Raw genomic sequence first — 25706 nt, forward strand, 5'->3', positions numbered from 1 at the left:
GCCTCGGCCTCTATGTCCCGTCCCCCGCTGCCCCGGTCCTCGCTGCCGCGCCTGCTGCTGCTGCTGGCGGGGCTGCTGGGCTACGGCCTGAGCCTGCGCCTGATGATCGAGGCGCGGGTCGGCGTGGCGCCCTGGGAGGTCTTTCACCTCGGCCTGAGCGCCCACGCCGGCCTGAGCGTGGGACAGGTCAGCATTCTGGTCGGGCTGGCGCTGCTCGCGTACACCCGCCTGAACCTGCGCGAGCCGCTGGGGGTCGGCACGCTGCTCAACGTGCTGCTCATCGGCGTGTTTCTGGACGCCCTGGCCCCGCTGGTCCACACCCCGGGCACGCTGGCCGGGCGCTGGGCGCAGTTTCTGCTGGGGGTCGCGCTGCTCGGCCTCGCCACAGGCGCGTATGTCGGTGCCGGTCTGGGGGCTGGGCCACGTGACGGGCTGATGCTGGGCCTGAACCGCGTGTACGGCTGGCCGGTGGCCCGAATCCGCACGGTGGTGGAACTCGTCGTGCTCGCGGCGGGCACGGCGCTCGGCGGGCCGCTGGGCTGGGGCACCCTCGTCTTCGCGCTGCTGGCCGGGCCGAGCATGGCGTGGGGGCTGGCGTTGTTCGGGGTCGGGAAGGGCAAAAAGTAAAAGGACAGAAAACCCCCAGCCGTCGGGCCGGGGGCGAAAGGGATTGTCATACGGATTCCGATTGAATCTGGTCGTTTCAGATTCAATCCGACTTGCAAAGCTGCGCAGCAGAGCGGATGCGAGTAGGAAAAAATACGGACTTCTGCGATATGGATGCACAGGCGGCGCCTTCCCAACTGTACAGGCCCGACTGTGCAGGAATTAAGCGGAATCCGTATCAGGCGGTCATTCCCACTCGATGGTGGCGGGCGGCTTGCCGGTGATGTCGTACACCACGCGGTTGATTTCGTGCACCTGATTGACGATTCGGTTGCTCATGGTCGCCAGGAATTCGTAGGGCAGGCGTGCCCACTCGGCGGTCATGAAGTCGTCGGTGGTCACCGCCCGCAGCGCCGCCGTGTAGGAGTAGGTGCGCTCGTCGCCCATCACGCCGACCGACTGAATGGGGGTGAGCACCGCCAGCGCCTGTGAGCAGCCGTCGTACAGCCCGAACTCGCGCAGCCCCGAGATGAAGATGTCGTCCACCCGCTTGAGGATGTCGAGTTTTTCCTCGGTCACTTCGCCCAGCACGCGAATGGCGAGGCCGGGACCGGGGAAGGGGTGGCGCATCCGGATGTGGTCGGGCAGCCCCAGCAGGCGGGCAATCTCGCGCACCTCGTCCTTGAACAGCGTGCGGAAGGGTTCGACCAGCTTGAACTTCACGTCGTCGGGCAGGCCGCCCACGTTGTGGTGGCTCTTGATGTTCGCGGCCCCCTCACCCCCGGCCGACTCGATGACGTCGGGGTACAGCGTGCCCTGGGCCAGAAACTCGAACTCGCCCAGCTTGGCCGTTTCGCGCTCGAAGGCCCGGATGAACTCGCGCCCGATGATTTTGCGCTTCTGCTCGGGGTCACTGACGCCCGCAAGCTGCCCCAGAAACTCGTCCCTGGCGTCCACCGTGACCAGATTCACACCCAGGGGCCGCAGCGCCGCTTCGACCTGTTCGCGCTCGCCCAGACGCAGCAGGCCGTGGTCGATAAACACGGCGGTCAGGCGGTCACCGACGGCGCGGGCCAGCAGCAGCGCCAGGGTCGAGGAATCCACCCCGCCCGAGATGCCCAGCAGCACCCGGCCCGAGTCGCCGACCTGCGCCCGCACGCCCCCAATCAGTTCGTCCACGATGTGCTCGGCGTTCCAGTCGCGGTTCACGCCGCAGATGTCGAGGAAGTTGGCAAGCAGTTGCCCGCCCTTGGGGGTGTGCACCACTTCGGGGTGAAACTGCACGCCGTAACGCCGCGTTTCGTTGTTTTCGATGGCGGTCACGGGGGTGTCTTCCGTGCGGGCGACCACCTGATAGCCCTGGGGCAGCTGCGTGACCGAGTCGGAGTGGCTCATCCAGGCCACGAACTCGCCCTGAATGCCCTCGAACAGCCGCCCGCCGTACTCGGTCAGGTCGGCCTTGCCGTACTCGCGCTTGCCTGCCCGCTTCACGTCGCCGCCCGCCTCGTGCGCGAGGTACTGCATGCCGTAGCACACGCCCAGAATCGGTACGTTCAGGTCGAGCACGCCGGGCGCGGGGCGCGGGGCGCCCTCGTCATAGACGCTGCTGGGGCCGCCCGAGAGGACGATGCCCTGGGGGTTTTCCTGCCGGATGCGCTCCAGGCTCGCGGTGCCGGGCAAAATCACCGAGTACGCGCCGAGTTCCCGGAAACGCCGGGTGATCAGGCGGGTGAACTGGCTGCCGAAATCCAGAATGACGATGCTCACGGCTCCGATTGTGGCACGGCGCCGGGGCCAGGGGAGAGCCGCGCCCTTCACCGCCCCCGGGCGGGCAGGTTCAGCGGCCCAGCTGAACCGTGACCGGCTCGCGGCGCGGCGCGGTCACGTCTATCCGGGCGGGCGCGTACCCGTCGGCGCTGACCTTGATGCGGTAACTGCCGGGCGCGGGCAGCCGCACGGTGCCGGGAATCCGGCCCAGAGGGGTTCCGGCCTGCCAGCCGCTGCCTGCCGGACTGCTCAGCAGCGTCAGGGTGGCCTGCTTGCCCGCCTCGGCGGCGAGCAGCCGGAACTGGACCTCGCAGCAGGGCGCGGCGCCGCCCCGGACCGCGCGGGGCAGGGCCGCCACCGCGAAGGCGAGCAGCAAGGCCCCCAGCGTGGGCAGCAGCCAGCGCAGCAGTTCCTCACGCGGGCCGCGCCGCCGCAGCACCTGCCGCTCACCGTCGCGGCCCCAGCCCATGCGAATCGGCGCGAGTTGCCGGGCGGCACGGACCACGCCCTGGGCGCGGGCCGGCAGGGGCAAGGTGCGGGGCCGGCGCTGCACCTCGGCGATTTCGGCCAGTTCGCCCCCCAGCACGGCGGCGCCGGGGACAAGCACGCTCGCCGGGCGCTCACTCGGGGCCAGGGCCCGGCGGGCGGCGGCCAGCTCGGCGTCGAGGGCCGCCTGTTCTTCCCAGGCCTGCTGCTCCAGTCGGCGGCGTTCCTGGGGCGAGGCGGCCTGCTCGTCGGCGGGGGCCGCCTGAGGCTCCACGGACAGGGGCGAGGAGACCAGACCGGGAGGGGCATGGAGCTTTTCCACCTCGGCGGCCGTGCGGCGCAGTCGCAACTCGCTGAGGTCGAGGCGGCGGCGGTGGTCGGCCTTGAGCCGCTCGCGGGCTTCGCGCCCCGCCGCCCGGCGAACGGCACGGGGCCGGGCCGACGCGGGCGCTCCAGGTGCCGCCCCCGGTTCCGGGGCCACAGGCGCGTGGGGTTGCGCAACCTCCGGCGCTGCCGCCTCCTGCGCGGGGCCGCTCGACACGGAACTGCCCGGACCCGCAAAAAGCGCGGCGGGGAGGTCAGGCCCAGTCATGGCAGGCCCAGTCATGGCAGGCCCAGTTACGTCAGAGTCGGTCACGCCGGAATTGGGCAGGTCCGATACAGGGGGAGTGGGCACGGCGAAAGTGGACAGGGCCGGTTCGGAACGGCCGGTCCGGGCCGCGACCACCAGGACTTCGGGCACCGTGTCCTGCTCGGGAGCTGCCTCCCTGAGCGGCAGCCCGGCAGGAGCGGTCAGGTCCCGTGAAAGCCGGGGAAGGGGAGCGGAAGAAACCGGGGCTGGGGGGGCAGAGGAGGACGAAACAGGTGCTTCGCCGCTTGCGGCAGAGGTCACCGGCACGCCCTCTGCCGCTGCCCCGTTCTCCGCTGCCCTGGTCTCCGCCCCTGTTTCCCCGGATGCGGGGGAAAGCTCCGGTGCCGGTCCCAGCAGGTCGTCGGCCAGGGCGCCCCCCAGCACGATGTCGGCGGGACTGTCGAAGATGGCGGGGGGCGGTTCCGGGGCCGGGCCGAGCGCGGTCACATGCGGCAGGGCGCCCGCGAGTTGCTGCCCGGACAGGCCCATGTCGAGCAGGTCCATGAATTCGCGGGCGCTGCTCAGGTCGGGGGCGCCGCGCAGGGCCGCGAGCAGGGTGGGTGGGGCGTCCAGCGTTTCGAGGGCCGCCACCAGGTCACGCAGGTCGTCGAGCGGTTGTGGGCGCAGGCCGGGGCGCGGCAGCCCGGCGCCAGTCACGCGCAGTTGTCCGTCCACGTCCCACAGTTGCGCCGCGTCGAGCGAGCCGTGCGCCAGCCCCTGGGCGTGCAGAAAGCTCAGGGCCTCCAGCGCCCCCCGCGCCGCCTGCATGGGGTCGCGGGCGGGGCGGGTCTGGGGGGGCAACTCAGTGACCAGGTAGGCTCCGGCCATTTCCACCACCATGTCGGTAAACGGCAGCAGGCGCGGGTGCGCGGGCAGGCGCGGCGCGGCGGCGATGGCGGTCAGCGGGTGCAGCAACACCGGCAGCCCGGTCAGCCGGTCGGCGGCCCACAGCGTGCGGAAAGTGGCGCGGCGGCGGGGCTGGGCCTCAAATGACAGCTCCTCACCCGCCGCGCTCTCTGCGGAGGCGGGCGCCGCGCCGCGCCCCTCGCCCACGACGACTTCGCGCAACACCACATAGGAGCCGATGGACTTCATTGCGGCCCAGTATACGGAGTCCTCCCCAGGCAGGAAGCGGCCTCCGTCAGGCGCCTTGTGTGTATCCTACACATTCTCCTCAATTTGCCCCTCTGAAAAGGGCAGTTCTACACATCTGCCCCCTCGTGCGGCTGGTGAGCAACTGTTGCCCCTGAGTAGGGCGCGTGTTACTCTGCCCGCTGACGCCGCGCCCAGCGCGGAACAGGAGTGCGATGCCCAAAAAGGAACGCAAACGCTTGCAGGTGGTCATCAGCGAGGAGCAGGACGCCCTGCTGACCCGCACCGCCTACGAACTCTCCAGCCCCGAGCGCCTGATCAGCAAGAGCGAGGTCGTGCGCCTCGCCATCGAAAAAATCGCCAAGGACCTCGGCGAAGGCGAGAGCCTCGAAGACTACCGGGCCATTCTGGAATCCGAAGACATCAGCGACGAGTGATACGGATTCCGCTTAATTCCTGCACAGCCGGGAAAGCGCCGCCTGTGCATCCATATCGCAGAATCCGTATTTTTTCCTACTCGCATCCGCTCTGCTGCGCAGCTTTGCAAGTCGGATTGAATCTGGTAGTTTCAGATTCAATCGGAATCCGTATCAAACGCGGTACTGCGCCAGCTTCGCCTCGTCCAGCCCGTGTTCACGCAGCTCCGGCACGTTCAGCCAGCCGTCCCGGAACTCGATGGGCTTATTCAGCAGGTCGGCGCCGAGCTTGAGCACGAAACTCAGTTCGCACGGCTCGGTCACTTCGGCCTGGGTGGAGAGCAGCGCGGCGTGCAGGGTGCCCAGGCCGGTGCTCGCTTGAGAGCCGACCATGCCGCGTTTGCCCTGTTCTGCGGCGCGGCGCAGCATGTGCAGCCCGTCGGTAAAGCCGTTGCGGGCGGTCTTGACGTTGAGCACGTCGAAGGTGTCGAAATCGAGTTCGCGTTCGAGGTCGGCGGGCGTGAAGCACGAGTCGTCGGCCACGATGGGCAGCACCCCGGCGGCGTGCAGCGCGGCGCGGGCGCGCAGGTCACGGACGGGCAGCGGCTCCTCCACGTAGGTCAGCCCGGCGTCCCGCATCGCCGCGAGCACGTCGGGCGCGAGGTCGGGCGTCAGCGTCTCGTTGCTGTCGGCGTAGAGCTGCACGTCGTCCCCGTAGCGGCGGCGCAGTTCGGCAATCACCTTCAGGTCATGCGCCGCGTCGCGTCCCACCTTCACCTTCAGGCAGCGCACGCCCGCCGACACCACCCGCTCGGCCTCGTCCAGCATCTCGGCGGGCGTGGCGATGCCCAGGATGAAACTGACACGCACCCGCTCCTTTGGCCCCAGAAGGGTGTCGAAGAGGCTCTCTCCGCGTGACGCCGCCCGCGCTTCCCACAGCGCCATGTCGAGCGCCCCCCGCGCCGTGTGGTTGCCCGCCACGCCGTTCCGGACCCGGTTCAGAGCCGCCTCGTCCCCGATGTCCACCCCCAGCAGCGCGGGTTCGAGGTGCCGCAGGATGGCCACCACGCTGCCGGGCGTCTCGCCGTAGATGGTCGGGCGCGGGGTCGCCTCGGCCACGCCCACGCTGCCGTCGGTCAGGGTCACGCGCACCAGCACGTGCTCGGCGGCACTCAGCGCGGAGTGGGCGCCCCAGGCCAGCTTCGAGGTCAGCGGCAGACGGTAGGAAATCGCCTCGATCGTCCGGACCGCCGCGCTCACGCCTTGCCCCCGGCCCAGGCCCGCACCGCCGCGCCCACCTGCTCGGGCGAGAGCTGCACGGTGTCGAGCATCAGCGCCCGCTCGGGGGGCAGGGTCCGCAGCGCGGCTTCGGCGGCGGCGGGGTCGTAGTTGCGCCGCTCGCTCAGCACGATTTTCGTCTTGGCGAGGATGTCCTCCGGGCGGTGGCCTTCCTTTACCAGCGCGGCGAGGTCGTCGAGTTCGGCGGCGGTGAACACCTCGGCGCTGCCCTTCAATCCTTCCAGCGCGGCGCGGAGGTCTTCGGCGCCTTCCGTCCGAATCTGGTCGAAGTGGTCGCCCCGGCCCAGCAAGCGCCGGACCCGCACCGCGTCGGGCGCCCCCAGCGCCACGAAGCGCCAGCGGGGAAAGTGCGCGGCGGCGTAGCGCACCTCGTCCTCGCCGCGCAGGCCGTCGAACACCGGCTGTTCGCCCCAGTGCCCGGTGTCGGCGAGCAGGGACCCCAGCGCCTGTGCCATGCCGCCGGGATGGGTCTGGCGGTAGAGCGCGGTCAGGCGAAAGCGTTCCTCACGGTCGCTGACCGGCCCGCCCGAGAGCGGCAGAATCATCACCGCGTCGGTCACTTCCCGGCGGTCGGGCAGCACCTTCAGCGCGGGGTCCGCCTCCCGCAGCGCCGCCAGCGCGGTGCTTTTGCCCACGCCGGTCACGCCGACCAGCACGGTCAGCGGCAGGTCGCCCAGGGGCCGCTCGGCGGGGCCGGGTAAGAAGGTGGGGGGCGAGTCGGCGGCCCGCAGACCGGGCAGAGGAGAACTGGACATCGGGGCGAGGCTAGCGCCTGCCGGGAAAGTGGGACGGGCGTTGTCTGTGGCAGTGCAGGTGAGGGGGAGGAGGGGGCCGGCCCCTCGTAACCCTGCTCCTTGTGCCTTGCCGCGCCGGGCCGCATACTCGCCCCCATGTTGCGCGGCGTTCTGGACCAACTCGGCGAGATGGGCAACCTCGTGCCCCGGTACACCCAGCCGCGCTGCCTGCTCGACCGGCACGCGGTGGGGGGCTGCGCGGTGTGTGTGGAGGCCTGCCCGCACGAAGCGGTGACGGTGAACGCCGGAGGTTACGCCGTCGAAATCGACCCTGAGCGCTGCACCGGCTGCGGCCTGTGCGTCCAGAGTTGCCCGTCGGGGGCGCTGGAATACGACCTGCTCGCGCCCCTGGAAAGTGTGCAGGGGCAGCGCGGCGGCGCGGCCAGCGAAGCCACCCTGACCTGCTCGCAAAGCGGCGCGGGCGGGCCGCAACTGCCCTGCCTGGGCCGCGTCACCCCCGCCCTGCTCACGGCGGCGGGGGGCTGGGGCATTCCGCTGACCCTGATTCACGGCGAGTGCGGCTCCTGTTCGGTGGGCCGCCCCGACGTGCCGCAGCGCCTCCTGAACGCGCTGCACGAGACCCAGACCCTGCGCCGCGCCACGGGCCGCCCCGCCGAAGTGACCCTGCGCCCGGCGGTGCCGGAGGACGGCGAGCGGGCGCAGAACCTCACGCGGCGCGGGGCCTTCGGTGCCCTGTTCCGCAGCGGGTCGCAGCAACTCGCCCAGCGCCTGCCCGAGCGCCCGCTGCCCTTCGTGGACTGGTCCGAACCTGCAGAGCGCACCCCCGCCGAGTGGCAGTGGCGCAAAAAGGCGCTGGGCACGCCGCTTCCGCAGGACGTGGGCATCGACTGGCCCGCGCCGGTGGTGGACGAGACCTGTATCGACTGCCCGGTGTGCGCCAACGTCTGCCCTACCCAGGCCATCACCCGCGACCTGCAACCCGAAGGCGGCGTGCGGCTGCTGCTCGACCTGTCCGCCTGCACCGGCTGCATGGCCTGTCTGCGCTCCTGCCCGCCCCAGGCGATTCACGAGCAGCGGCAGTGGCTGGCGCCCGCCTTCGAGCTGCCGATTTTGCTGCGGGAAAGCGACTCGGTGATGTAGGGCATACGGCTTTGAAAAAGAGTTTGGGTATTCAAACTATTTTTCCGAGCAGAGCGAGTAGAAGAAAAAACGGGGCTGGGCGAAGCAGACTTGCAAAGCTGCGAAGCAGAGCACATTCGGGCGCTTTCCTCGGATGTGCGGAGTAAAGCCCAGCCCCGTATCATACGGCTCCGAACACTGGATTTGATATGCGACCCGGTGCTCGAAGCCGTATGAATTCGTCTTACTTGGCCGGTTCGCTGGCCGTGACTTCGGGCGCAGTACCCCATTCCGAGAGCATGCCCGAGGCGATTTCGCGGAACACGGGCGCCGCGACCTGCGAGCCGTGGTACTCGCCCTGAGCGCCGTGAATCATCACGGCCACGGTGACGCGGGGGGTATCGCTGGGGAAAAACCCGGCGTAGGTGCTTTTGTACACGCTGCTGGAGTAGCCGTTTTCGGTCGCCACCTGCGCGGTGCCGGTCTTGCCGCTCAGGTCGTAGCCGTCGATGCTGGCGAACTTGCCCTCGACCACCACGTTTTTCAGCATGTCGCGCACGGCACGGGCCGAGCTGGCGCGGACCACCTCGTGGCGTTCGCCTGCCGGAGCGCCCTCGATCAGGCGCGGCGAGACGTACAGGCCGTCGTTGGCGACCGCGTTGTAGGCCGCCGCCACCTGCAGGGTGGTGCCGCTGACCCCCTGCCCGAACGAGTTGGTGGCCCGCTCGAGGTCGTTCCACTTCTCGATGGGTTTGAGGATGCCCTGCGCGGTCACGGCGCCGGTCAGGTTCACCTTTTGCCCGAACCCGTAGGCGACGAGGTAATCGCGCAGCTTCTGGTAGGTAAAGCCCTCGACGATGTGACTCATACCCACGTTCGACGAGTAGCGCAGCACCTGCTGGGTGGTGAGGCTCGGCGGATGGTCCACCGCGTCCCCGATGTTGTGGCCCCAGCGTCCGCCGACGTGGCGGCGCATGGGGGTGTCGTACACCGTGCCCGGCGTGGTGATGCCGTCGTTGAGGGCGGCGGCGATGGTCAGAGCCTTCATGGTCGAGCCGGGTTCGTAGGCGTCGAGAAAGGCGCGGTTTTTGACCCGTTCCTGGGTGTCCGCCTTGCCGCGCCAGTTGCCCGGGTCGAAGGGCGGATAGGTGGCGGCGGCCAGGACGCGCCCGGTGCGGGTTTCGAGCATGACCACCGTGCCGTACTGCGCCTGGTGCGTCTGAACGCCGCGTGCGAGCGCGGTTTCGGCAATCGCCTGCGCCGAGGGGTCGAGCGTGAGCCGCACGTCCTGCCCGGCCTGCAGCGAGTCGTCGAAGGTGCGCTCGATGCCTTCGAGGCCGCCCGAGTCGCCCAGCATCCCCAGCACCTGCCCGGCCAGGGTGCCCTGGGGATAGACGCGCTTGTCGCCCAGCGTGCGGGCCAGCACGGTGCCGTCGCTCGCCAGCACACTGCCGCGCACGGTTTGATGTTTGACGGTGATGGAGTTGGGCGGTCCCCACTCGATTTGCGCGTAGGCCCACACCAGCGTGGCGAACATCATCAGGGCGATGATCTGCATCAGGCGGGAGCGGCTACGAATTTTCAGTTCCATTGGATCTTCACCTTCAGGGGCTCTGCGGGAGCTTGGGGCAGCGGCGGCACCGTCTGGGTGCCCAGGTCGCGGAAGGTCTTGGGGGCCTCGGCGGAAAGCACCATGCCGTTTTGCAGCGCCCATTGCCGCACCCGGGTGTCGGCGAGCAGCGTCTGGACGCGCAGTTCGCGCTGGTCACGTTCCTGGGTCAGCGCCTGTTCCTGCTCACGGGCGGCCAGCAGGTCGGGGCGCACGTGGCGGGTCAGCGAGCGGGCACTCAGCAGCGTCAACGTCAGCAGCAGGTAGGTCAGCAGCAGCCGCACCGCCCGGCGCCGCCACAGCGCTGGGTCGGCGCTCAGCAGGCCCTGGCGCGGCACCTAGCTCGCCTCCGGCGCGGGCACGGCGGCCCGCTCGGCCACCCGCAACTTGGCGCTGCGGGCGCGGGGGTTGTCGGCCTGCTCGCTCTCGGCGGCCACGATGGGCCGCTTGGTGAGCGGGGTCAGCACGTCGCTGCCGAGCAAAAAGCGCTTGACGATGCGGTCTTCGAGCGAGTGGAAGCTGATCACGGCCAGCCGCCCACCGGGGGCCAGCAGGCTCTGCGCCGCCGTCAGCCCGTCGCGCAGGGCGCCGAGTTCGTCGTTGACGTAGATGCGCAGGGCCTGAAAGGTCCGCCGGGCGGGGTGAATCCCCTTGGAAAACCCCGGATACGCCCGCTTGATGATCTCCGCGAGCTGCACCGTGGTCTCGATGGGGGCTTTGTCCCGCGCCTGCACGATGAAACGGGCGATGCGGCGCGAGTGCCTTTCCTCGCCGTACTCGTAGATCAGCGCGGCGAGTTCGGTTTCGTCCAGGTCGTTGACCACGTCAGCGGCCGACTCGCCGCTCTGGCTCATGCGCATGTCGAGCGGGGCTTCCGTGTGGTACGAAAACCCGCGCCCGGCGTCGTCGAGCTGAAAGCTGCTCACGCCGATGTCGAGCAGAATGCCGTCCACCTGCGTGACCCCCGCCGAGGCGAGCAGCCCGGCCATGTCGCGGTAGTTGCCTTGCAGAACGTGCAGTCCGGGCAGTCCGGCTTGCCGGGCACGCTCCAGGGCGTAGGGGTCCTGGTCGATGCCGTACACGGTCGCGCCGCGTTCCAGCAGCAGCCGGGTGTGTCCGGCCCCGCCCAGCGTCCCGTCGACAAACACCTTGCCGGGGGCCGGGGCCAGGGCCTCCACGATTTCGGCGGCCAGCACCGGAACGTGGGAGAGAGAGGCTTCGGAGTCGGGAGTTTCGGGAAAAGGGGACACAGGCCCCTGATTTGCAGTCATCATGATCACGCCACGAAGTTGGCGAGAAGGTCAGGTTGAGGTGGCTCGGCCTGCACGGCCGCGATGGCCGCTTCCCAGCGCTGGGGGTTCCAGAGTTCCAGCCTGCCGGGGGCACCGGCCACGATCACGTCGCTTTCCAGCCCCGCAAAGGTGCGCAGGGTCTGGGGAATGCTGACCCGGCTCTGGTTGTCGAGCCGCGCCTTGCTGGCCCCGGAATAGAAAAACCGCACGAACGCCCGCGACCCGGCGTCCGTGAGGGGAAGGCCCTCAAGCTGTTCCTCGACCCGTTTCCAGCCCGGCAGAGGAAAAGCGTACAGACACCCTTCCATGCCGCGCGTGAGAATCAGGCCGTCCTCCACGAATTCACGGAAGGCCGGTGGCATGACCACGCGGCCCTTGTCGTCAATCGTATAGGGGTATTCACCAAACGGCAACGGGGGTCCTCTCCTCGGCACTTTCAGCACGCGGGCGGCTGGGCCGTCCGACGTCTCTGAAATAAAGTAAAAGTAAAGGCAGCCCAGCCCCGCACCACGGGGGGCACGTTCCTGAACTGACGTGAAAAGTGTAACAGCGTTCACCACGCTTTACCACCGATTCCCACCTTCCCCCCCCAAACTCCCTCGCTCCTGCCCAGGCCTCCCACCCTGGGCCGGGCGTGGCGGGCCCAGGGAGGACACGCTCCCCGCCCTTTTCCCACTACCCTGGGGGCATGACCGCTCGTCTCGCCCTGCAAGCCGGAGCTTTGCTCGCCGCCCTGAGTGTCGCCATCGGCGCCTTTGCCGCGCACGCCCTCAAAACCCGGCTCGACCCCGCCATGCTCGCCAACGTCGAGACGGGCGCCCGCTACCAGATGTACGCCGCGCTCGCGCTGATGCTGCTCGGCGCCCTGCCGTTCTCGACCCGCGCGGGCTGGCCGCTGCTGCTCGGCGCCGTGATTTTCGGCGGCTCGCTGTACCTGATGGCGCTGACCGGCCTGCGCTGGCTGGGGGCCATTACGCCCATCGGCGGCGTGCTCATGATTGCGGGCTTCGTGCTGCTCGCGCTCGACGCGGCCCGCCGGTAAAGGACTGGCCCCCGCCACACGGACGGGGGCAGCGGAGCGGCAAACGCCGCTTACTGGCTGAGCGTGCCGATGATGCTGAACATCGGCAGGAACATCCCAGCCACGATCAGGCCGACGATGCCGCCTAGAAACACGATCATCATGGGTTCGATGGCGGCGGTCAGGCTCTCGACGGCTTCGTCCACCTCGCGGTCGTAGAAGTCGGCGACCTTGTTCAGCATGTTGTCGAGCGACCCGGTTTCTTCCCCGATGGCGACCATGCTGACCACCATCGGCGGAAAGACCTTGCTCGTCGCCAGGCTCGAACTCATCTGGTCGCCGGAAACGACCACGTTCTTGGCGTTCTCGATGGTTTCCTCGACCACTGCGTTGTCGGCGGTGCCCTTGGTGATTTCCAGCGACTCGATGATGTTCACCCCGCTGCTGATGAGCAGGCCGAAGGTGCGGGCAAACGAGCTGATGGCGCTTTTCTGAATCAGGTTTCCGAACACCGGCATGCGCAGCTTGATGTCGTCGATGACGTAGCGGCCCTTCGGCGTGCGGTAGTACCAGCGGTAGACGAAGACGGTGACGGCGATGAACGCCAGAATCAGCAGGCCGGAATTCTGGAGAAAGCTCGACACCGCCATCAGCATCCGGGTGATGAAGGGCAGAGGCGCGTTGAGCTGCGTCAGGATGCTGGCGAACTGCGGCACGATGGTGGTCAGCAGAAAGTACGTGATGCCGATGGCGAACACCAGCACCACCGTGGGGTAGGTCAGGGCGCCCTTGATCTTGCCCTGGAGGGCGAGCTGCTTTTCCTGAAAGTCGGCAATGCGGTCGAGCACCGTGTCGAGCGTGCCGCTCGTCTCCCCGGCGCGGACGAGGTTGATGAACAGGCGCCCGAAAATCTTGGGGTGCTCCTGCAGGGCCTCGCTGAGCGGCACGCCCGATTCCACCTCGCCGCGCACCTTCTTGATGACGTTCTCGAACGTCTTGTTGTCGAGCTGACGCTGCAAGATGGCGAGCGACTGCACCAGCGGCACCCCGGCGTTGATGAGGGTGGCGAGCTGCTTGCTGAACACCGCCACCTGCTTGAGGCCCGGCGGGCGGTCGGTCAGTCCCGGAATCTTGATGTCGGCGTTCAGGCCCGTCTTGGGGGCCTTGATATCCAGAATCATCAGGTTGCGGGCCCGGAGCGCGTCGCGGACCTGGGCTTCGGACTCGGCCTCCATCTGGGATTTGAGGACCCGTCCTCCCCGGTCCCGGGCGCGATATTCGTAGGCCGGCATATGGGAGTGAGTATAGTCAGCAGCGTCTTGCGCGAACCTTACATGTCCGCGCCCGCCCTGCCGACCATGTCCGACGTTGCCCCCGACCCTGACCTTTTTCGCGCCGCCGCCCAGATTCTCGACCGGGGGGGCGTGGTCGCCTACCCCACCGAAACCGTCTGGGGCCTGGCCGCCCGCCCCGCCGCTGCCGCCGAACTCTACCGCCGCAAGGGGCGCGAAGCCGACAAGCCTCTGCAACTCTCCTGCCTGGACGCGGCCACCGCCCTGGCCCTGGCCGTGCCCAGCCCCGCACTCCTTGCCCTCAGCGGGTGCTGGCCGGGGCCGCTGACCGTCGTGACGCCCGGCCAGCCCGAGCGGCTGCGGGCGTGGGGCGCGGGAGCAGGGGCCGTCGCTCCGGACGGCTGGCTGGGCCTGCGGGTGCCCGCGCATCCGGTGGCGCTGGCGCTGCTCCGGGCCGCCGGGGGCGTGCTGGCGACCACCAGCCTCAACCCCAGCGGTCAGGCGGCGGCCAGTTCCCAGGCCGAGGCCGAGGCCTACGCCCTGGCCGACCTGCTTTTGCCGGATGTTCCGGACGCGGCGGGACAGGCCCCCCGGCCCCTGGCCGTGCCGAGCACCGTGCTGCGGCTGCCCGCACCGGGCGAGCAGGTGGCCCGTGTGCTGCGGGAAGGGGGCCTGGGCCGCGCCGAACTCGCCGCGCGGCTGGCCCCGCTGGGCGTGCGGGTGGAAACGCTTTGAGCACGGACACCTCCCCTCCAGAGCGAGCGGCGGGGTCGCCCCAGGCCCTGATCGGGGCCGCGCTGCTGGCGGCGGGGCGTCCCGTACGGCTGCGCGAACTGGCGAGCGTGCTGGGACTGGGCGAGGACGCGGCGCTGCGGGCGGTGCAGGCGTTCGGGGCCGCGCTGGACGCCGCCGGACTGGGCATGGCCCTGGAAGCCGTGGCGGGCGGCTACCGCCTGATCGTGCCGCCGCCGCTGGCCGGGCACCTCGCCCCGCTGCTGGCCCCCCCACCGCTGCCGACCCTGAGCAGCGCCGCGCTGGAAGTGCTGGCGATCATCGCCTACCGCCAGCCGGTCACGCGGGCCGAGATAGAAGCGATGCGCGGGGCGAGCGCGGGCACGGTGCTCACCTTGCAGGAACGTGAACTGGTCAAGGTGGTGGGCCGCAGCGACGCCGTGGGCCAGCCGCTGCTCTACGGCACCACCGAGAAATTCCTGCTGGAATTCGGCCTGAGCAGCCTTCAGGAGTTGCCGCCGCTTCAGGGCGCCGATTTCTCGCACCTCCTGCGCAGTTGAGCGACGCCTGGGTGTATGCCTGTCCAGACCGAGCAAGCCAGAAGGAAGGCCGCAAGCAGCGCGGCTGACGGAAGACACGGGGCAGAGGCCTCGGCCAGAGCATGTGATACGGATTCCGCTTCATTCCTGCACAGTCGGGAAAGCGCCGCCTGTGCATCCATATCGCGTAACCCGTATTCTTTCCTACTCGCATCCGCTCGGATTGAATCTGAAACTACCAGATTCAATCGGAATCCGTATGACAGAGGAAAGGGGGCCGTCCAGCCCAGCTTTTTTTGTCAAATGCTCTAGACTTCCCGGCAAGGCGGTTCGTGATGACCCTGAGTAATCTTGCAGATTTCGATGTCCTGCAACTGCTGCTGCTGCTGGCCCAGGGCAAACGCACCGGGGTCTTGCGGGTGCAGCGGCCCGGCGCCCTGTTTCAGTGCTGGCTTGAAGGGGGACAGGTGCGGCGGGTGTCGCTGCGTCGGCTGCGGGGCGCGCCGGGGGAAAGTGACCTGGAAGGGGCCGAGGCCCTCGTGGGGCTGCTGCGGGAGCCGAGCGGACACTTTCAGTTCGACGAAGGTGTGCGCAGTGCGCACCGCCCGCTCGACGTGCCCCTCGACGTGGTGGCCTACGCCGCGCTGCGCGAGCTGCCTGCGCCCGAACTGCCGTTTACCGGCCCGGCCCGCGTGACCGACCCCGCACGGCTGGCGGCCTTTCCCTGGTCGCTGTCCGAGTGGGAGGTGCTGGACCGGATTCGGGCGCAGGTGCCGCTGGGCGACCTCGCCGCCGACCCCGGGGCCGCGGCCCTCGCCGCTCGCCTGGCGCGTCTGGGCCTGCTGCGCGAGCGGCGGCTGCGCACCGCCCGGCTGCTGGTCGCGGTCACGCACGAGGTCGCGGGAGCCGTGCTGGTCGACGCCATGATCGTGGAGCGCTGGAAAGGCGACCTGGGGCGGCTGCCGGAGCACGTGGGCGTACGCGACGAGGGCGGCAAGAGCTACCGCTTTCCCGTGCGCGGGCACCCCGAAGTGGGAGCGCTGATTCTGATTCCGCCCGACGTGCTCACCAAAACGCGCTTGCAGGCCGGGGAGAGTGTGCTGGTCAAACCGGCCTGACGTTCGGGCCTCGCACCGGCTGGCCGCGCCAGAGCCGGACTGTCGAAAAAGCGCTCCTCCCTTTGTTCCAGGCCGCCCGGACCCGTATCATACGGATTTCCGATTGAATCTGGTAGTTTCAGATTCAATCCGACTTGCAAAGCTGCGCAGCAGAGCGGATGCGAGTAGGAAAAAATACGGGTTACGCGATATGGATGCACAGGCGGCGCCTTCCCAACTGTATAGGCCCGACTGTGCAGGAATGAAGCGGAATCCGTATCAGCGGGTCAGAAACAGCCTTGCGGCCACGAGCAGCACGATCAGGCCGTACATCCACTTCACGAAGGCCGAGCCGCGCAGCATCGCCATCCTCGCGCCCAGCGTGGCCCCCAGCGCGTTGGCGACGCCCATCGGCAGGCCGATCCACCACACCATGTGCCCGCCGACCAGAAAGGCGAAAAAAGCGCCGAGGTTGGTGGCGAAATTGACGGTGCGGGCGTTGCCGCTGGACCTGACCAGATTGAAGCCCGCCAGCGCGAACAGAAACATGGCGAAGGTGCCGGTGCCGGGGCCGAGAAAGCCGTCGTACATGCCGATGACGAAGGTGCCGGGCAGCGTCAGCGCCAGCACGCGGGGCGTCAGGCCGGGGTAACGGTCTTCCAGGCCGAAGTTCTTGTTGGCGAGGACCAGGGCGCCGACCCCCAGAATCACGAACCCGACCAGGGTCTTGAAGGCGTCGGGGTCCACGAAGCGCACGAGGTACGCGCCCAGCGCACTCCCGGCCAGCGCCAGCGGAATCAGCCGCAGCACCAGCGCCCGGTCCACATGCCCCTTACGCCAGTACTGCACCGTCGAACTCGCCGAGCCGAAGATGGCGAGCAGTTTGTTGGTCGCCACCACCTGCGCGGGCGGCAGGCCCATGAAAAACAGCGTCGGCAGCGTGATGGTGCCGCCGCCCCCCGCCACCGCGTCTATGAATCCGGCGAGAAAGGCGAGGGGGAGACCGTAGAGCAGCACTTCGGGACCGGGCACGGGGGGAAGTCTAGCCCCTTCGCGCTCACGTTCACGGCAGCCGGGATCGGCCATACTCCAGGCATGTCCAACATCTACACCGCCGAAGCCACGGCCACCGGAGGCCGCGCCGGAACGGCCCGCAGCAGCGACGACCGCCTGAACCTCAGCCTCAGCATGCCTGCAGAGATGGGCGGCGACGGCGGCCCCGGCACCAACCCCGAGCAACTGTTCGCCGCTGGCTACGCCGCCTGCTTTCAGGGCGCTCTGGGTGTGGTCGCCCGCCGCCAGAAGGTCGAACTGCCCACAGACGCCACCATCACCGCCCGCGTGGGCCTGCAAAAGTCGGGGCTGGCCTTTGCGCTCGACGTGGAACTCGAAGGTCACTTTCCCGGCATCGCCCACGAGCAGGCCGAGGCGCTGATGCACGCCGCCCACGAGGTTTGCCCCTACAGCGTGGCGACGCGGGGCAACGTGGACGTGCGTCTGCGCGTGCGCGAGTAACCCGAAGAGAAGGGAAAAGAGAAGGGGCCGGACGCACGCTGAGGTGTCCGGCCCTTTCGTGAGGTTGGCAATCAGTCCTGCGGCGTGTCCATCTGCACCGCGCCGATGGCTTCCAGGCTGCCAGCCAGCGCAATCAGGCGTTCGTCCCCGAGCGCGGGCGCGATGAACTGCACGCCGACGGGCAGACGTTTGCCGTCCACCTCCTCGAATCCGGCGGGGACACTCAGGGCAGGCAGGCCCGCGAGGTTGACGGCCACCGTGTCCACGTCGGCGGCGTACATGGCGAGCGGGTCGCTGGTCTTTTCGCCGCGCCGGAAGGCCGGAAAGGGGCTGGTGGGCGTGACCAGCACGTCGTACTGCCCGAAGGCGGCGGTGAACTCGTCGGCAATCAGGCGCCGGACCTTCATCGCCTGCGCGTAGTAGGCGTCGTAGTAGCCGCTGGACAGCGCGTAGGTGCCGAGCATGATGCGGCGCTGCACCTCCTTGCCGAAGCCCCGCTCGCGGGTGAGCGTCATGCTCTGGGTCACGTCGCTGCCCGGCGCCCGCTGGCCGTAGACCATGCCGTCGAAGCGGGCGAGGTTGCTGCTCGCCTCGGGCATGGCGATCAGGTAATAGGTCGGAATGGCGTATTTCAGGGCGGGAAGGCCGACCTCGCCCACCACCGCCCCCGCGCCGCGCAGGGCGTCCAGGGTCGCCTTGAGCGTGGCTTCCACGCCGGGGGTGTTGCCCGAGAGCGACTCGCGGACCACGCCGACCCGCAGGCCGCGCAGCGTGTCGGCGTTCCCGGCGGTGAAGTCGGCGGGCACGTTCAGGCTGGTGGCGTCACGCGGGTCGTGTCCGGCCAGGACGTTCATCAGCAGGGTGAGGTCCTCGGCACTCCGGGCAAAGGGGCCGATCTGGTCGAGGCTGCTCGCGTAGGCCACCAAACCGTAGCGGCTGACACGCCCGTAGGTCGGCTTGAAACCGTATACGCCGCACAGCGCGGCAGGTTGCCGCACCGAGCCGCCCGTGTCGCTGCCGAGGCTGACCGGCGTGATGCCCGCCGCCACTGCCACCGCGCTGCCGCCCGAGGAGCCGCCCGGCACCCGCTCCCGGTCCCAGGGGTTGAGCGCCGGGCCGCTGGCACTGTTTTCGGTGCTCGACCCCATGGCGAACTCGTCCATGTTCGCCTTGCCGACGACCACCGCGCCCGCGTCCAGCAACTTCTGGGCGGCGGTGGCGGTGTAGGGGCTGACATAGTTCGCCAGGATTCTGCTGCCGCAGGTGGTGCGCGTGCCGGTCACGTTAATGTTGTCCTTGATGACGATGGGCACGCCCGCCAGCGGCAGGTGTTCGCCCGCCTGCACACGCGATTGCACGGCGGCGGCCTGCTCCCCGGCGTGCTCGTTGAGGCTGACCAGGGCGCCGAGGTCACGCACGGCCTCGGCGCGGGCCTGGGCCTGTTCCAGAAGCTGCTGGGGGGTCGTTTCGCCACTCTTTACGGCGCGGGCAAGCTGGGCGGCGGTCTGAAAAGCGGGCATATCGCCGGGCAGTCTAGCGGGGCAGCAGGGAAAAGTTACACTGTCGGCGTGGCACTTCTTGCCGAGGAAATTGTACAGGAGTGGCTTGCCCGTCAGGGATTTTTCTGTCTGCGCGGTGTCAGGCTCGGTGTCCATGAGATAGATTTGCTGGCGGTCCGCTTTAACCCTCAAGGCTGGGAATGTCGGCACCTTGAAGTGCAGGTCAGCCACCGTCCTGCCAGTTATCTTTCACGGGTACCCCAAGCGACTCAGCGAGCAACTAACCGTAAGGCAACAAGTGCCCGGAAGCGTGAGCTGGACGAGCTTCAACAGGGAGTTGCGGAATGGGTCGCCAAAAAGTTTGACCATCCCGAGAAAAGCGCGTTACGCAGTCGGCTTGCTCCTGGCCCTTGGACGCGAGAAGTTGTCATTCATAAGCTCTATGAACCCCTGGAAAAGGAATTACTGATGCAGGCGGGTATTACCGTCCATCAGTTGTCCGATGTCCTGGGTGAACTGCGCCGACCTGGGACTCTTGTTCGCGCTGCCAGTGGTGAAGCCCTGCTCAATCTCATATGGGCTATGCAAGAGGAGGAGCTGGATAAGGCGTATTCGAAATAGACGCCTCTTGCTTTCGCCTGCTACTTTCGCTCCATGCCCCCTCAAGAACGGGTCTGGCAAGCTCTTCTGGCTGCTGGCACGCTGCTGGTCGGCGCCCTGACCCTCGGCCCCGCGCTGCTGCCGCGCCCGCAGGTGCCTTCGGTGACCCGCACGGCGCTGCCCCCGGTCCAGGCCGGAACGCCGGGCGAGCCGCCGACCTATCCGGCCACCCCGAGTGTGACTCCCCTCATCAGTGGGCGGGTGGACCTGAACACGGCGAGTGCAGAACAACTGGAAGCCCTGCCCCGCGTCGGCCCGGCCCTGGCAAGGAAGATCATTGCCGGGCGCCCCTACCGCTCCCTCGACGACCTCGACCGCGTGAAGGGCGTGGGTGAAGCCACCCTGCGCGACCTCGCCCCGCTGGTGAAGTGGTGACGGGTCACGACCCGCAGACGGGCGAGGTGCGGCCTCCTCCGCCCGGCTCCCGTGCCCAGGGCGGGCGGCTGGCGTGGTCGGTGCCGCTGGCGCTCGGCATGGTCGGCGGGATTTTGCTGCACCTGGGGCTGTCCTGGGGCGCTCTGGCGCTGCTGGCCGGAACGCTGCTGAGCGTGCTCGACGCCCGTCCGCTGTTGGCCTCGCTGGTGCTGCTCGGCGCGGTGCTCGGCTTCGGCTCGGCGCACTTGCAGGCCCGCGAACCGGACCGCATGGCCCCCTGGGTCGGCGCCCTCGTGACGCTGCGCGGGCACTGGGACGGGCAGTTTCTGACGCTGGACGACCCGGCGGCGCGGGTGGCCCTCGCGCCCAAGCCCAAACAGGGACCGGGCGAACTGGTGGTTTCTGGTCGCCTGATTCGCCCGGAAGGACGGCGCACGCCCGGCGGTTTCGACCAAGCGGCGTGGCTGCGCTCGCAGGGCGGGCTGCTGGTGCCCACCCCGAAAACGGTGCTGGTGCGGGCCGAGGTCAAGCGGCACGTTCCGGAACAGGGGCTGCGCGGCTGGTTTCGCCGGGGCCTGAGCGCGGGGCTGCCTTCCCGACCCGCCGCGCTGATGACGGCGGTGGAACTGGGAGAACGCGGCGACATCGGGCGCGAGAGCTTCGACGAGGGCTTTTCGGTGCGCGACGCTTTCGCCCGCGCAGGGCTGGCGCACCTGATGGCGCTGAGCGGGCAGAACGTGGCGCTGCTGACCGGCACGCTCATCTGGCTGCTCGGCGCTCTGGGGGCGCGGCCCGTATGGAAGTACGGCCTGCCCGCCGCGCTGCTTCCGGTGTATCTGCTGCTCCTGGTCGGTGCGACCCCCAGCATCACCCGCGCGGTGCTGATGGGCGGGGCGGCGCTTCTGGCGCTGATGGTGGGGCGGGGCCGACTCGACCCGCTGGGGGTGGTCGCGCTGGCGGCGGTCGCCTGCCTGCTGCTGTTTCCGCTGTGGCTGCTGGACATCGGGTTCCAGCTTTCCTTTCTGGCGGTGCTGGGCCTGCTGCTCTCGGGCCGGCTGGCCGAGCGGCTCCCGGCGCGCTGGCCGCGTGCGCTGCGGCTGGCGCTCTCGGCCACCGTCCTGGCCGAACTCGCCACGCTGCCCGTCATCGCCCACACCTTCGGGGAACTGCCGCTGGTGGGGTTGCCGGCCAACCTGCTCGCCGCGCCCCTCATGGCCGCGCTGGTGCCGCTGGGGTTTGTCGCGGGGCTGCTGGGTCCGGCGGGGGGGCTGGTGAACTGGGCGGTGGCCCCCCTCGCGTCCGCGCTGCTGTGGGTCGCGCAGACCTTCGGCAGTGCCCCGGTGCTGACCTGGGGCAACCTCGGCGCGGGCGGCTTTGTCGCCTATGCACTGGCGGCAGCGGCGGGGGCAGGCTGGCTGCTGGGCCGGGTGCGCGGACAGGCGGCGCTGACGGCAGCCCTCGCCTGCGCCGCGCTGACCTGGCTGCCCGGACAGCTTCGCCCGCCCCGCGAACTGGTGTTTCTGGACGTGGGCCAGGGCGACGCGACCCTGCTGCGGGTGCCGGGTCTGACGATGCTCATCGACGGCGGCGGCTCGGTCGGCAGCGACTACGACGTGGGCCGGGGCACCGTGCTGCCTGCTCTGCGGGCGCTGGGCGTGCGAAAACTGGACGTGGTGGTGGCGACGCACGCCGACACCGACCATGTCGAGGGCCTGTCCAGCGTGCTGCGGGGCCTTCCGGTGGGCGAACTGTGGGTGGGCCACCTCAAGAAGCCGGGTGAAGACCCGGTGCTGGACGCCGTTCTCTCGGCTGCCCACGAACGGAAGGTCCCAGTGCGCGAGCTTCGCCGGGGCGACCGGGTGACGGCTGGCCCGGTCAGCGTGACGGCCCTCTGGCCCGCCGGACACGTCTGGTCCACCGAGGACAACGACAACTCGGTGGCGCTGCGGGTGGAAGACGGCGAGTTCCGGGCCGCGCTGCTCGGCGACCTGCCCGACCCCGCCGAGGCCCTGGTCGGCGCGGGCGACCTCACGCTGCTCAAGGCCGCGCACCACGGCAGCCGCTTCAGCACCGGCGAGGCGCTGCTGCGGCAGACGACCCCCAGCGACGTTCTTATCAGTGTGGGGCGCAACACCTACGGCCACCCCACGCGGGCCGTGCTGGACCGCATCGCCGCTGCCGGGGCGAAGGTCTGGCGAACCGACGAACTGGGCACGGTGCGCTGGCCTTTGCCCTGAGCGGCGGGCGCCAAGAGAGGTCCGTGCGCCGTTCCTGCCGCGCGGCGCCCCGTACACTCTTGCCCATGAGCACCGACTTTCTCGCTCTCCTCTCCCGTCTGCCCGGCAGTTATTCCGGCCCCCAGCGCCCCGAACCCGCTCCCTACGCGGTGGTCGGCGTGGGCGAAGGCACCCTGGCCGCCCAGCTGGCGAGCGTGCTGCCCGGCGTGACGGGCAACTTTACCCGCACCGGCACCCAGTTCGTGCTGTCCAGCCCCGACAGTCAGGACGCGGCGCGAACCTACGCCGAACTCGCCGAGGTGGCGGGCGCGGCGGTGCGGCGCGTGACGACCGGGGGCGCGGCGCACGAGGTGGACGTGCTGGTGCCCGGCGGGGCGCTGGCGACCTACCACTTCGCCCAGGCGCTCGCCTACGCCACCGGTCACGCCGAGGACGCGCAGGAAGCCGAGCGGCTGCTGGCTGACCTCGCCACGCGCTGCGGCCCCGATGCGGGGGAGGACAACCCGGCCCGCACGCTCGCCTGGAGTCTGTGGGGCCGCGCTCCGCTGCTGCTCGCCGCGCCCGACGCCGACGCGCTTCCGCAGGCGTGGCAGCAACTGCTCGCCCGCATGGGCAAGACGCTGGGGGTGCCGGTGCTGGGCGACCCTCTCCCCGTCGTCACCGGCGCGTTCGAGGCCCAGCACGAACACGGCGACGGGCGCCTCGCCCTGCTGCTCGGGGACCTCGACCCCGCGCTGGCCGTGGCCCGCGAGGTGCTGGAATCGCGCATCGACGAGGTGATTCACGTGCCCTTCCCGGGTGAAAGCGAAAGCGCCTACGCCGGACAGCTCGCCCTGTGGTATTTCGGCGCGTGGGTGGCGGCCTACCTCGCCGAGCGCTACGGCCTGACGGCGGGCGACGTGCCGGTGCTGGGCCGCGCCCAGGCGGTGCTGGCCGGTGAGGAAGGCGAAGACCACCTCCGCGCCGAGCGTGATGAAGTGTCTCCGCGCCGCACCGCGCTGGAGGAGGACTGGGACGCGGAGGAAGGGGACGCGAACGACCGCGACCTCCGGGACGACGAGGATTGATACGGATTCCGATTGAATCTGGTAGTTTCAGATTCAATCCGACTTGCAAAGCTGCGCAGCAGAGCGGATGCGAGTAGGAAAAAATACGGGTTACGCGATATGGATGCACAGGCGGCGCCTTCCCAACTGTATAGGCCCGACTGTGCAGGAATTAAGCGGAATCCGTACGAGGGGACGTCCCCCTCTCCTCAGCCACCCCCTTCCTCAGCGCCCCTTTGTCCCGGTCCTCACCGGGCGTCCGGCGTCCTCGCTAGAGCATTTGACAAAAAGACGCAACGTCTTTTTGGCGAGCGGACTGGGACAGCTCGCAGAGAGCGAGTGCAAAACACTGAGCAGGGCGGACTTGCAAAGCTGCGCAGCAGAGAATGGAGTGATGCGGGGTGCCGTTCCGCGCATCACGTCATTCGGAGAACTGCTCTAAGCTGAACCCATGACCGTCGCGGGCCAGCTTCTCGACAACGGCACGCGGCTGGTGCGGGTGCTGGGGCGCGGCTCACACAGCGTCGTGTATCTGGCGGTGACGGGGCGGGGGCAGGTGCGGGCCGTCAAGGTCTTTCCGCCTGACCTCGCCGCCTTCGCGCAGCGCGAGTACGAGCACGGCGTGGGGCTGCTGCACCCCCGGCTCGCCCCGGTGCTCGCGCGTGGGCAGATCGGGGGGCAGCCGATGCTGCTGGTCGCCTACGCGCGGGGCCAGGTGCTGTTCGAGCGTTACCGGCGGCGTCCGGCGCTGGAGCGTGACCGCCGGGCCTACCTGCTGACCCTGACGCATGTCCTCGAAGCCCTGGCCTACCTGCACGGGCGCGGCATCCTGCACCGCGACGTCAAGCCCGACAACGTGATGGTCGAGGAGGACGGCAGCGCCAAACTGGTGGACTACGACCTCAGCGGCCCGGTGGGGGAGGCGACAGGCGCAGGGCTGCGCATCGGCACCCCGGCCTTCCAGAGTCCCGAGGCAGGCCGGGGCGAAGCGCAGGGGCCGGAAAGCGACCTGTACAGCGTGGGCATCCTGCTGTACTGGGGCCTGCACGGGCAATTGCCCCAGCCCGGCGAACCCGCGCCCTCCTGCACCGACCCGCTGGTGCGCCTGCGGGAGCATCTGCTGGCCCCCGACCGCTCGGCCCGTCCCAGCGACGCGGCGCAGGTGTGGCGGGAAGTGCTGCATCTGGCCGAGGGAACGCTGTCCTGACCCTGGGCCACCGGGATTCACTCAGTGCGTCAATACGGATTCCGCTTAATTCCTGCACAGGCGGGCCTATACAGTTGGGAAGGCGCCGCCTGTGCATCCATATCGCGGAATCACCTCGGGTGCGGCGGCAAATGAGTGTTCAACCGAGGCGCAAACCATGTTGTGGGGGACCTTTTGCTCGGCGCTGTGGAAAGCGATCGGAAGTGAAATCCATCCGGCGAGGGGGGACATCCACGCGATGACGAGGGCAGGACTGGAAGGCGGAGACCGCTCCCGCGCTCTGCACGGCATTTTTACCTTCCCACTACCGCGAATCTCGCCGCACCCGAGGTGAATCCGTATTTTTTCCTACTCGCATCCGCTCTGCTGCGCAGCTTTGCAAGTCGGATTGAATCTGAAACGACCAGATTCAATCGGAATCCGTATCAAGGCTCCCAGGCCCGCGCCGGGCCACCCGCCAGCAGGTCGAGGTCATCGAGCAATCGGGCGTACAGCTCGCCGGGCAGCCGGGCGTCCGCTGCGGCCAGAAGCAGCAGTTCCTCTACCGTGTCGGCTTCCAGCCTGCCGCCCGCCCACACCAGCGCCGCCCGCCCCTCTCCGGCGAGAAGCTGCGCGGTGTCCCCGGCTGCCCCGGTCTGCCACAGTGGCCGCATCAGCGCAATCTATCGCCGTAATGCTGGCGCAGCTTGGCGACCTTGGGCGAGATGACGGCCATGCAGTAGCCCTGGCCGGGGTTGTTCTTGTAGTAGTTCTGGTGGTACGCCTCGGCCACGTAGAAGGTGCTCGCCGGTTCGATGCTGGTCACGATGGGCCGCCCGAAGGTGTTCTCGGCAGTGAGCTGACCGATCAGTTCGCGGGCCGTTTCTTCCTGTGCCCGGCTCAGCGGAAACAGGGCGCTGCGGTACTGGGTGCCCACGTCGGCGCCCTGACGGTTGAGGGTGGTGGGGTCGTGGGTGGCGAAAAACAGCCCCAGCAGGTCGCGGTAACTCACCTGCGCCGGGTCGAAGGTCACGCGCACCGCCTCGGCGTGCCCGGTCTGGCCGCCGCACACCGAGCGGTAGTCGGGGTTGGGCACACTGCCGCCGATATACCCGCTCTCGACCTGTTCCACGCCGCGCAGGTCCTGCATCACGGCCTCGGTACACCAGAAGCAGCCTCCGGCGAAAATGGCCTGCTCCAGCGGGCGGTCAGTCTGGGCGTGGTCGGGCAGAGTTTTATCGGGGCGGGGTGCGTTGTCCTGGGTCATGTGTCCATTGTGCTCCCGACGGCCCGCGCCGAGGGGATGCTGCCCCACCATGAGGCGGGCTTTATACGGATTCCGCTTAATTCCTGCACAGTCGGGAAAGCGCCGCCTGTGCATCCATATCGCGGAATCCGTATTTTTTCCTACTCGCATCCGCTCTGCTGCGCAGCT

At 69.1% G+C, this 25706-nt stretch carries 26 protein-coding genes; 13 read left to right on the forward strand and 13 right to left on the reverse strand.

All coding sequences use genetic code 11. The features are described from left to right. The first annotated feature begins 12 nt into the window (after positions 1-12). Entirely contained in the window at positions 13-627 is a 615-nt protein-coding gene (locus G6R31_RS01940) for a YczE/YyaS/YitT family protein (protein ID WP_017869617.1), read from the forward strand. A gap of 225 nt (positions 628-852) precedes the next feature. Here the strand turns inward: G6R31_RS01940 and guaA are convergent, their stop codons facing one another. Further along, on the reverse strand, positions 853-2373 hold the full coding sequence (gene guaA, locus G6R31_RS01945) for a glutamine-hydrolyzing GMP synthase (protein ID WP_017869616.1): 1521 nt from the start codon (positions 2371-2373) through the stop codon (positions 853-855). Positions 2374-2443: 70 nt separating this feature from the next. Next, a complete protein-coding gene (locus tag G6R31_RS01950; RefSeq protein ID WP_025567372.1) occupies positions 2444-4585 on the reverse strand; it encodes a hypothetical protein in 2142 nt (713 codons plus the stop codon). A 212-nt stretch (positions 4586-4797) separates the two neighbouring features. Here G6R31_RS01950 and G6R31_RS01955 point away from each other — a divergent pair, with 212 nt between their 5' ends. After that, positions 4798-5019, forward strand: a complete 222-nt coding sequence (locus tag G6R31_RS01955; RefSeq protein ID WP_010888507.1) for a hypothetical protein — start codon at positions 4798-4800, stop codon at positions 5017-5019. A 153-nt stretch (positions 5020-5172) separates the two neighbouring features. On the opposite strand, the gene G6R31_RS01960 is transcribed toward G6R31_RS01955, so the two are convergent. After that, a complete protein-coding gene (locus G6R31_RS01960) occupies positions 5173-6258 on the reverse strand; it encodes an enolase C-terminal domain-like protein (RefSeq protein WP_017869615.1) in 1086 nt (361 codons plus the stop codon). After that, entirely contained in the window at positions 6255-7052 is a 798-nt protein-coding gene (locus G6R31_RS01965) for an ATPase (protein WP_017869614.1), read from the reverse strand. The genes G6R31_RS01960 and G6R31_RS01965 overlap by 4 nt, the downstream gene beginning before the upstream one ends. Before the next feature lie 135 nt (positions 7053-7187). On the opposite strand from G6R31_RS01965, the gene G6R31_RS01970 reads away from it, so the two are divergent. Continuing rightward, positions 7188-8192 carry a 4Fe-4S binding protein gene (locus G6R31_RS01970; RefSeq protein WP_017869613.1) on the forward strand — a complete coding sequence of 335 codons (1005 nt, stop codon included), beginning with the start codon at positions 7188-7190 and terminating at the stop codon, positions 8190-8192. Positions 8193-8415: 223 nt separating this feature from the next. Here the strand turns inward: G6R31_RS01970 and G6R31_RS01975 are convergent, their stop codons facing one another. The 4 genes from G6R31_RS01975 to mraZ are packed head-to-tail and all read right to left on the reverse strand — an operon-like array spanning position 8416 to position 11485. Next, the gene (locus G6R31_RS01975; RefSeq protein ID WP_017869612.1) at positions 8416-9762 is read right to left on the reverse strand and encodes a peptidoglycan D,D-transpeptidase FtsI family protein; all 1347 of its coding nucleotides are present in this window, start codon (positions 9760-9762) and stop codon (positions 8416-8418) included. After that, positions 9753-10118 carry a hypothetical protein gene (locus G6R31_RS01980; RefSeq protein ID WP_017869611.1) on the reverse strand — a complete coding sequence of 122 codons (366 nt, stop codon included), beginning with the start codon at positions 10116-10118 and terminating at the stop codon, positions 9753-9755. Before G6R31_RS01980 ends, G6R31_RS01975 begins: the two co-directional genes overlap by 10 nt. Further along, complete coding sequence (gene rsmH, locus G6R31_RS01985; RefSeq protein ID WP_051056467.1) at positions 10119-11051, reverse strand: 16S rRNA (cytosine(1402)-N(4))-methyltransferase RsmH; 933 nt, start codon at positions 11049-11051, stop codon at positions 10119-10121. Between the two features lie 5 nt (positions 11052-11056). Further along, entirely contained in the window at positions 11057-11485 is a 429-nt protein-coding gene (gene mraZ / locus G6R31_RS01990) for a division/cell wall cluster transcriptional repressor MraZ (RefSeq protein ID WP_017869609.1), read from the reverse strand. A 275-nt stretch (positions 11486-11760) separates the two neighbouring features. On the opposite strand from mraZ, the gene G6R31_RS01995 reads away from it, so the two are divergent. Beyond that, on the forward strand, positions 11761-12114 hold the full coding sequence (locus tag G6R31_RS01995) for a DUF423 domain-containing protein (RefSeq protein ID WP_017869608.1): 354 nt from the start codon (positions 11761-11763) through the stop codon (positions 12112-12114). Between the two features lie 50 nt (positions 12115-12164). Here G6R31_RS01995 and pilC read toward each other — a convergent pair whose 3' ends face one another. Beyond that, the gene (gene pilC / locus G6R31_RS02000; RefSeq protein WP_025567367.1) at positions 12165-13385 is read right to left on the reverse strand and encodes a type IV pilus assembly protein PilC; all 1221 of its coding nucleotides are present in this window, start codon (positions 13383-13385) and stop codon (positions 12165-12167) included. A 42-nt stretch (positions 13386-13427) separates the two neighbouring features. Here pilC and G6R31_RS02005 point away from each other — a divergent pair, with 42 nt between their 5' ends. From G6R31_RS02005 to G6R31_RS02015, 3 genes are all read left to right on the forward strand, one after another. Beyond that, positions 13428-14120 (forward strand): L-threonylcarbamoyladenylate synthase, encoded by a 693-nt coding sequence (locus G6R31_RS02005; protein ID WP_017869606.1) that lies wholly within the window; start codon positions 13428-13430, stop codon positions 14118-14120. Then, positions 14117-14677 (forward strand): SMC-Scp complex subunit ScpB, encoded by a 561-nt coding sequence (gene scpB, locus G6R31_RS02010; RefSeq protein WP_017869605.1) that lies wholly within the window; start codon positions 14117-14119, stop codon positions 14675-14677. The genes G6R31_RS02005 and scpB overlap by 4 nt, the downstream gene beginning before the upstream one ends. A 314-nt stretch (positions 14678-14991) precedes the next feature. After that, positions 14992-15774 carry a DUF4388 domain-containing protein gene (locus G6R31_RS02015; RefSeq protein ID WP_017869604.1) on the forward strand — a complete coding sequence of 261 codons (783 nt, stop codon included), beginning with the start codon at positions 14992-14994 and terminating at the stop codon, positions 15772-15774. A gap of 258 nt (positions 15775-16032) precedes the next feature. Here the strand turns inward: G6R31_RS02015 and G6R31_RS02020 are convergent, their stop codons facing one another. Continuing rightward, complete coding sequence (locus G6R31_RS02020; RefSeq protein WP_017869603.1) at positions 16033-16785, reverse strand: TSUP family transporter; 753 nt, start codon at positions 16783-16785, stop codon at positions 16033-16035. Between the two features lie 63 nt (positions 16786-16848). Here G6R31_RS02020 and G6R31_RS02025 point away from each other — a divergent pair, with 63 nt between their 5' ends. After that, on the forward strand, positions 16849-17268 hold the full coding sequence (locus tag G6R31_RS02025; protein WP_017869602.1) for an organic hydroperoxide resistance protein: 420 nt from the start codon (positions 16849-16851) through the stop codon (positions 17266-17268). A 71-nt stretch (positions 17269-17339) separates the two neighbouring features. Here G6R31_RS02025 and gatA read toward each other — a convergent pair whose 3' ends face one another. Further along, positions 17340-18788: an Asp-tRNA(Asn)/Glu-tRNA(Gln) amidotransferase subunit GatA gene (gene gatA / locus G6R31_RS02030; RefSeq protein ID WP_025568004.1), complete on the reverse strand. Its 1449-nt coding sequence runs from the start codon at positions 18786-18788 to the stop codon at positions 17340-17342. Between the two features lie 48 nt (positions 18789-18836). Here gatA and G6R31_RS02035 point away from each other — a divergent pair, with 48 nt between their 5' ends. The 5 genes from G6R31_RS02035 to G6R31_RS02055 all read left to right on the forward strand — a co-directional run bounded on the left by G6R31_RS02035 (position 18837) and on the right by G6R31_RS02055 (position 24292). Further along, positions 18837-19388 carry a hypothetical protein gene (locus G6R31_RS02035; protein ID WP_152423500.1) on the forward strand — a complete coding sequence of 184 codons (552 nt, stop codon included), beginning with the start codon at positions 18837-18839 and terminating at the stop codon, positions 19386-19388. Positions 19389-19421: 33 nt separating this feature from the next. Then, positions 19422-19802 carry a ComEA family DNA-binding protein gene (locus G6R31_RS02040; RefSeq protein WP_017869599.1) on the forward strand — a complete coding sequence of 127 codons (381 nt, stop codon included), beginning with the start codon at positions 19422-19424 and terminating at the stop codon, positions 19800-19802. After that, positions 19796-22039 carry a DNA internalization-related competence protein ComEC/Rec2 gene (locus tag G6R31_RS02045; RefSeq protein WP_017869598.1) on the forward strand — a complete coding sequence of 748 codons (2244 nt, stop codon included), beginning with the start codon at positions 19796-19798 and terminating at the stop codon, positions 22037-22039. Before G6R31_RS02040 ends, G6R31_RS02045 begins: the two co-directional genes overlap by 7 nt. A gap of 65 nt (positions 22040-22104) precedes the next feature. After that, entirely contained in the window at positions 22105-23106 is a 1002-nt protein-coding gene (locus G6R31_RS02050) for an SIS domain-containing protein (RefSeq protein ID WP_017869597.1), read from the forward strand. Positions 23107-23536: 430 nt separating this feature from the next. Next, positions 23537-24292 carry a serine/threonine-protein kinase gene (locus G6R31_RS02055; protein ID WP_017869596.1) on the forward strand — a complete coding sequence of 252 codons (756 nt, stop codon included), beginning with the start codon at positions 23537-23539 and terminating at the stop codon, positions 24290-24292. A 425-nt stretch (positions 24293-24717) separates the two neighbouring features. Here the strand turns inward: G6R31_RS02055 and G6R31_RS02060 are convergent, their stop codons facing one another. Continuing rightward, on the reverse strand, positions 24718-24945 hold the full coding sequence (locus G6R31_RS02060; RefSeq protein ID WP_017870243.1) for a hypothetical protein: 228 nt from the start codon (positions 24943-24945) through the stop codon (positions 24718-24720). Then, entirely contained in the window at positions 24945-25538 is a 594-nt protein-coding gene (gene msrA / locus G6R31_RS02065; protein ID WP_017870242.1) for a peptide-methionine (S)-S-oxide reductase MsrA, read from the reverse strand. Before msrA ends, G6R31_RS02060 begins: the two co-directional genes overlap by 1 nt. Between the last annotated feature and the right edge of the window lie 168 nt (positions 25539-25706).

The sequence above is a fragment of the Deinococcus wulumuqiensis R12 genome, assembly GCF_011067105.1.
In the GTDB taxonomy this organism is placed as follows: Bacteria; Deinococcota; Deinococci; order Deinococcales; family Deinococcaceae; genus Deinococcus; species Deinococcus wulumuqiensis.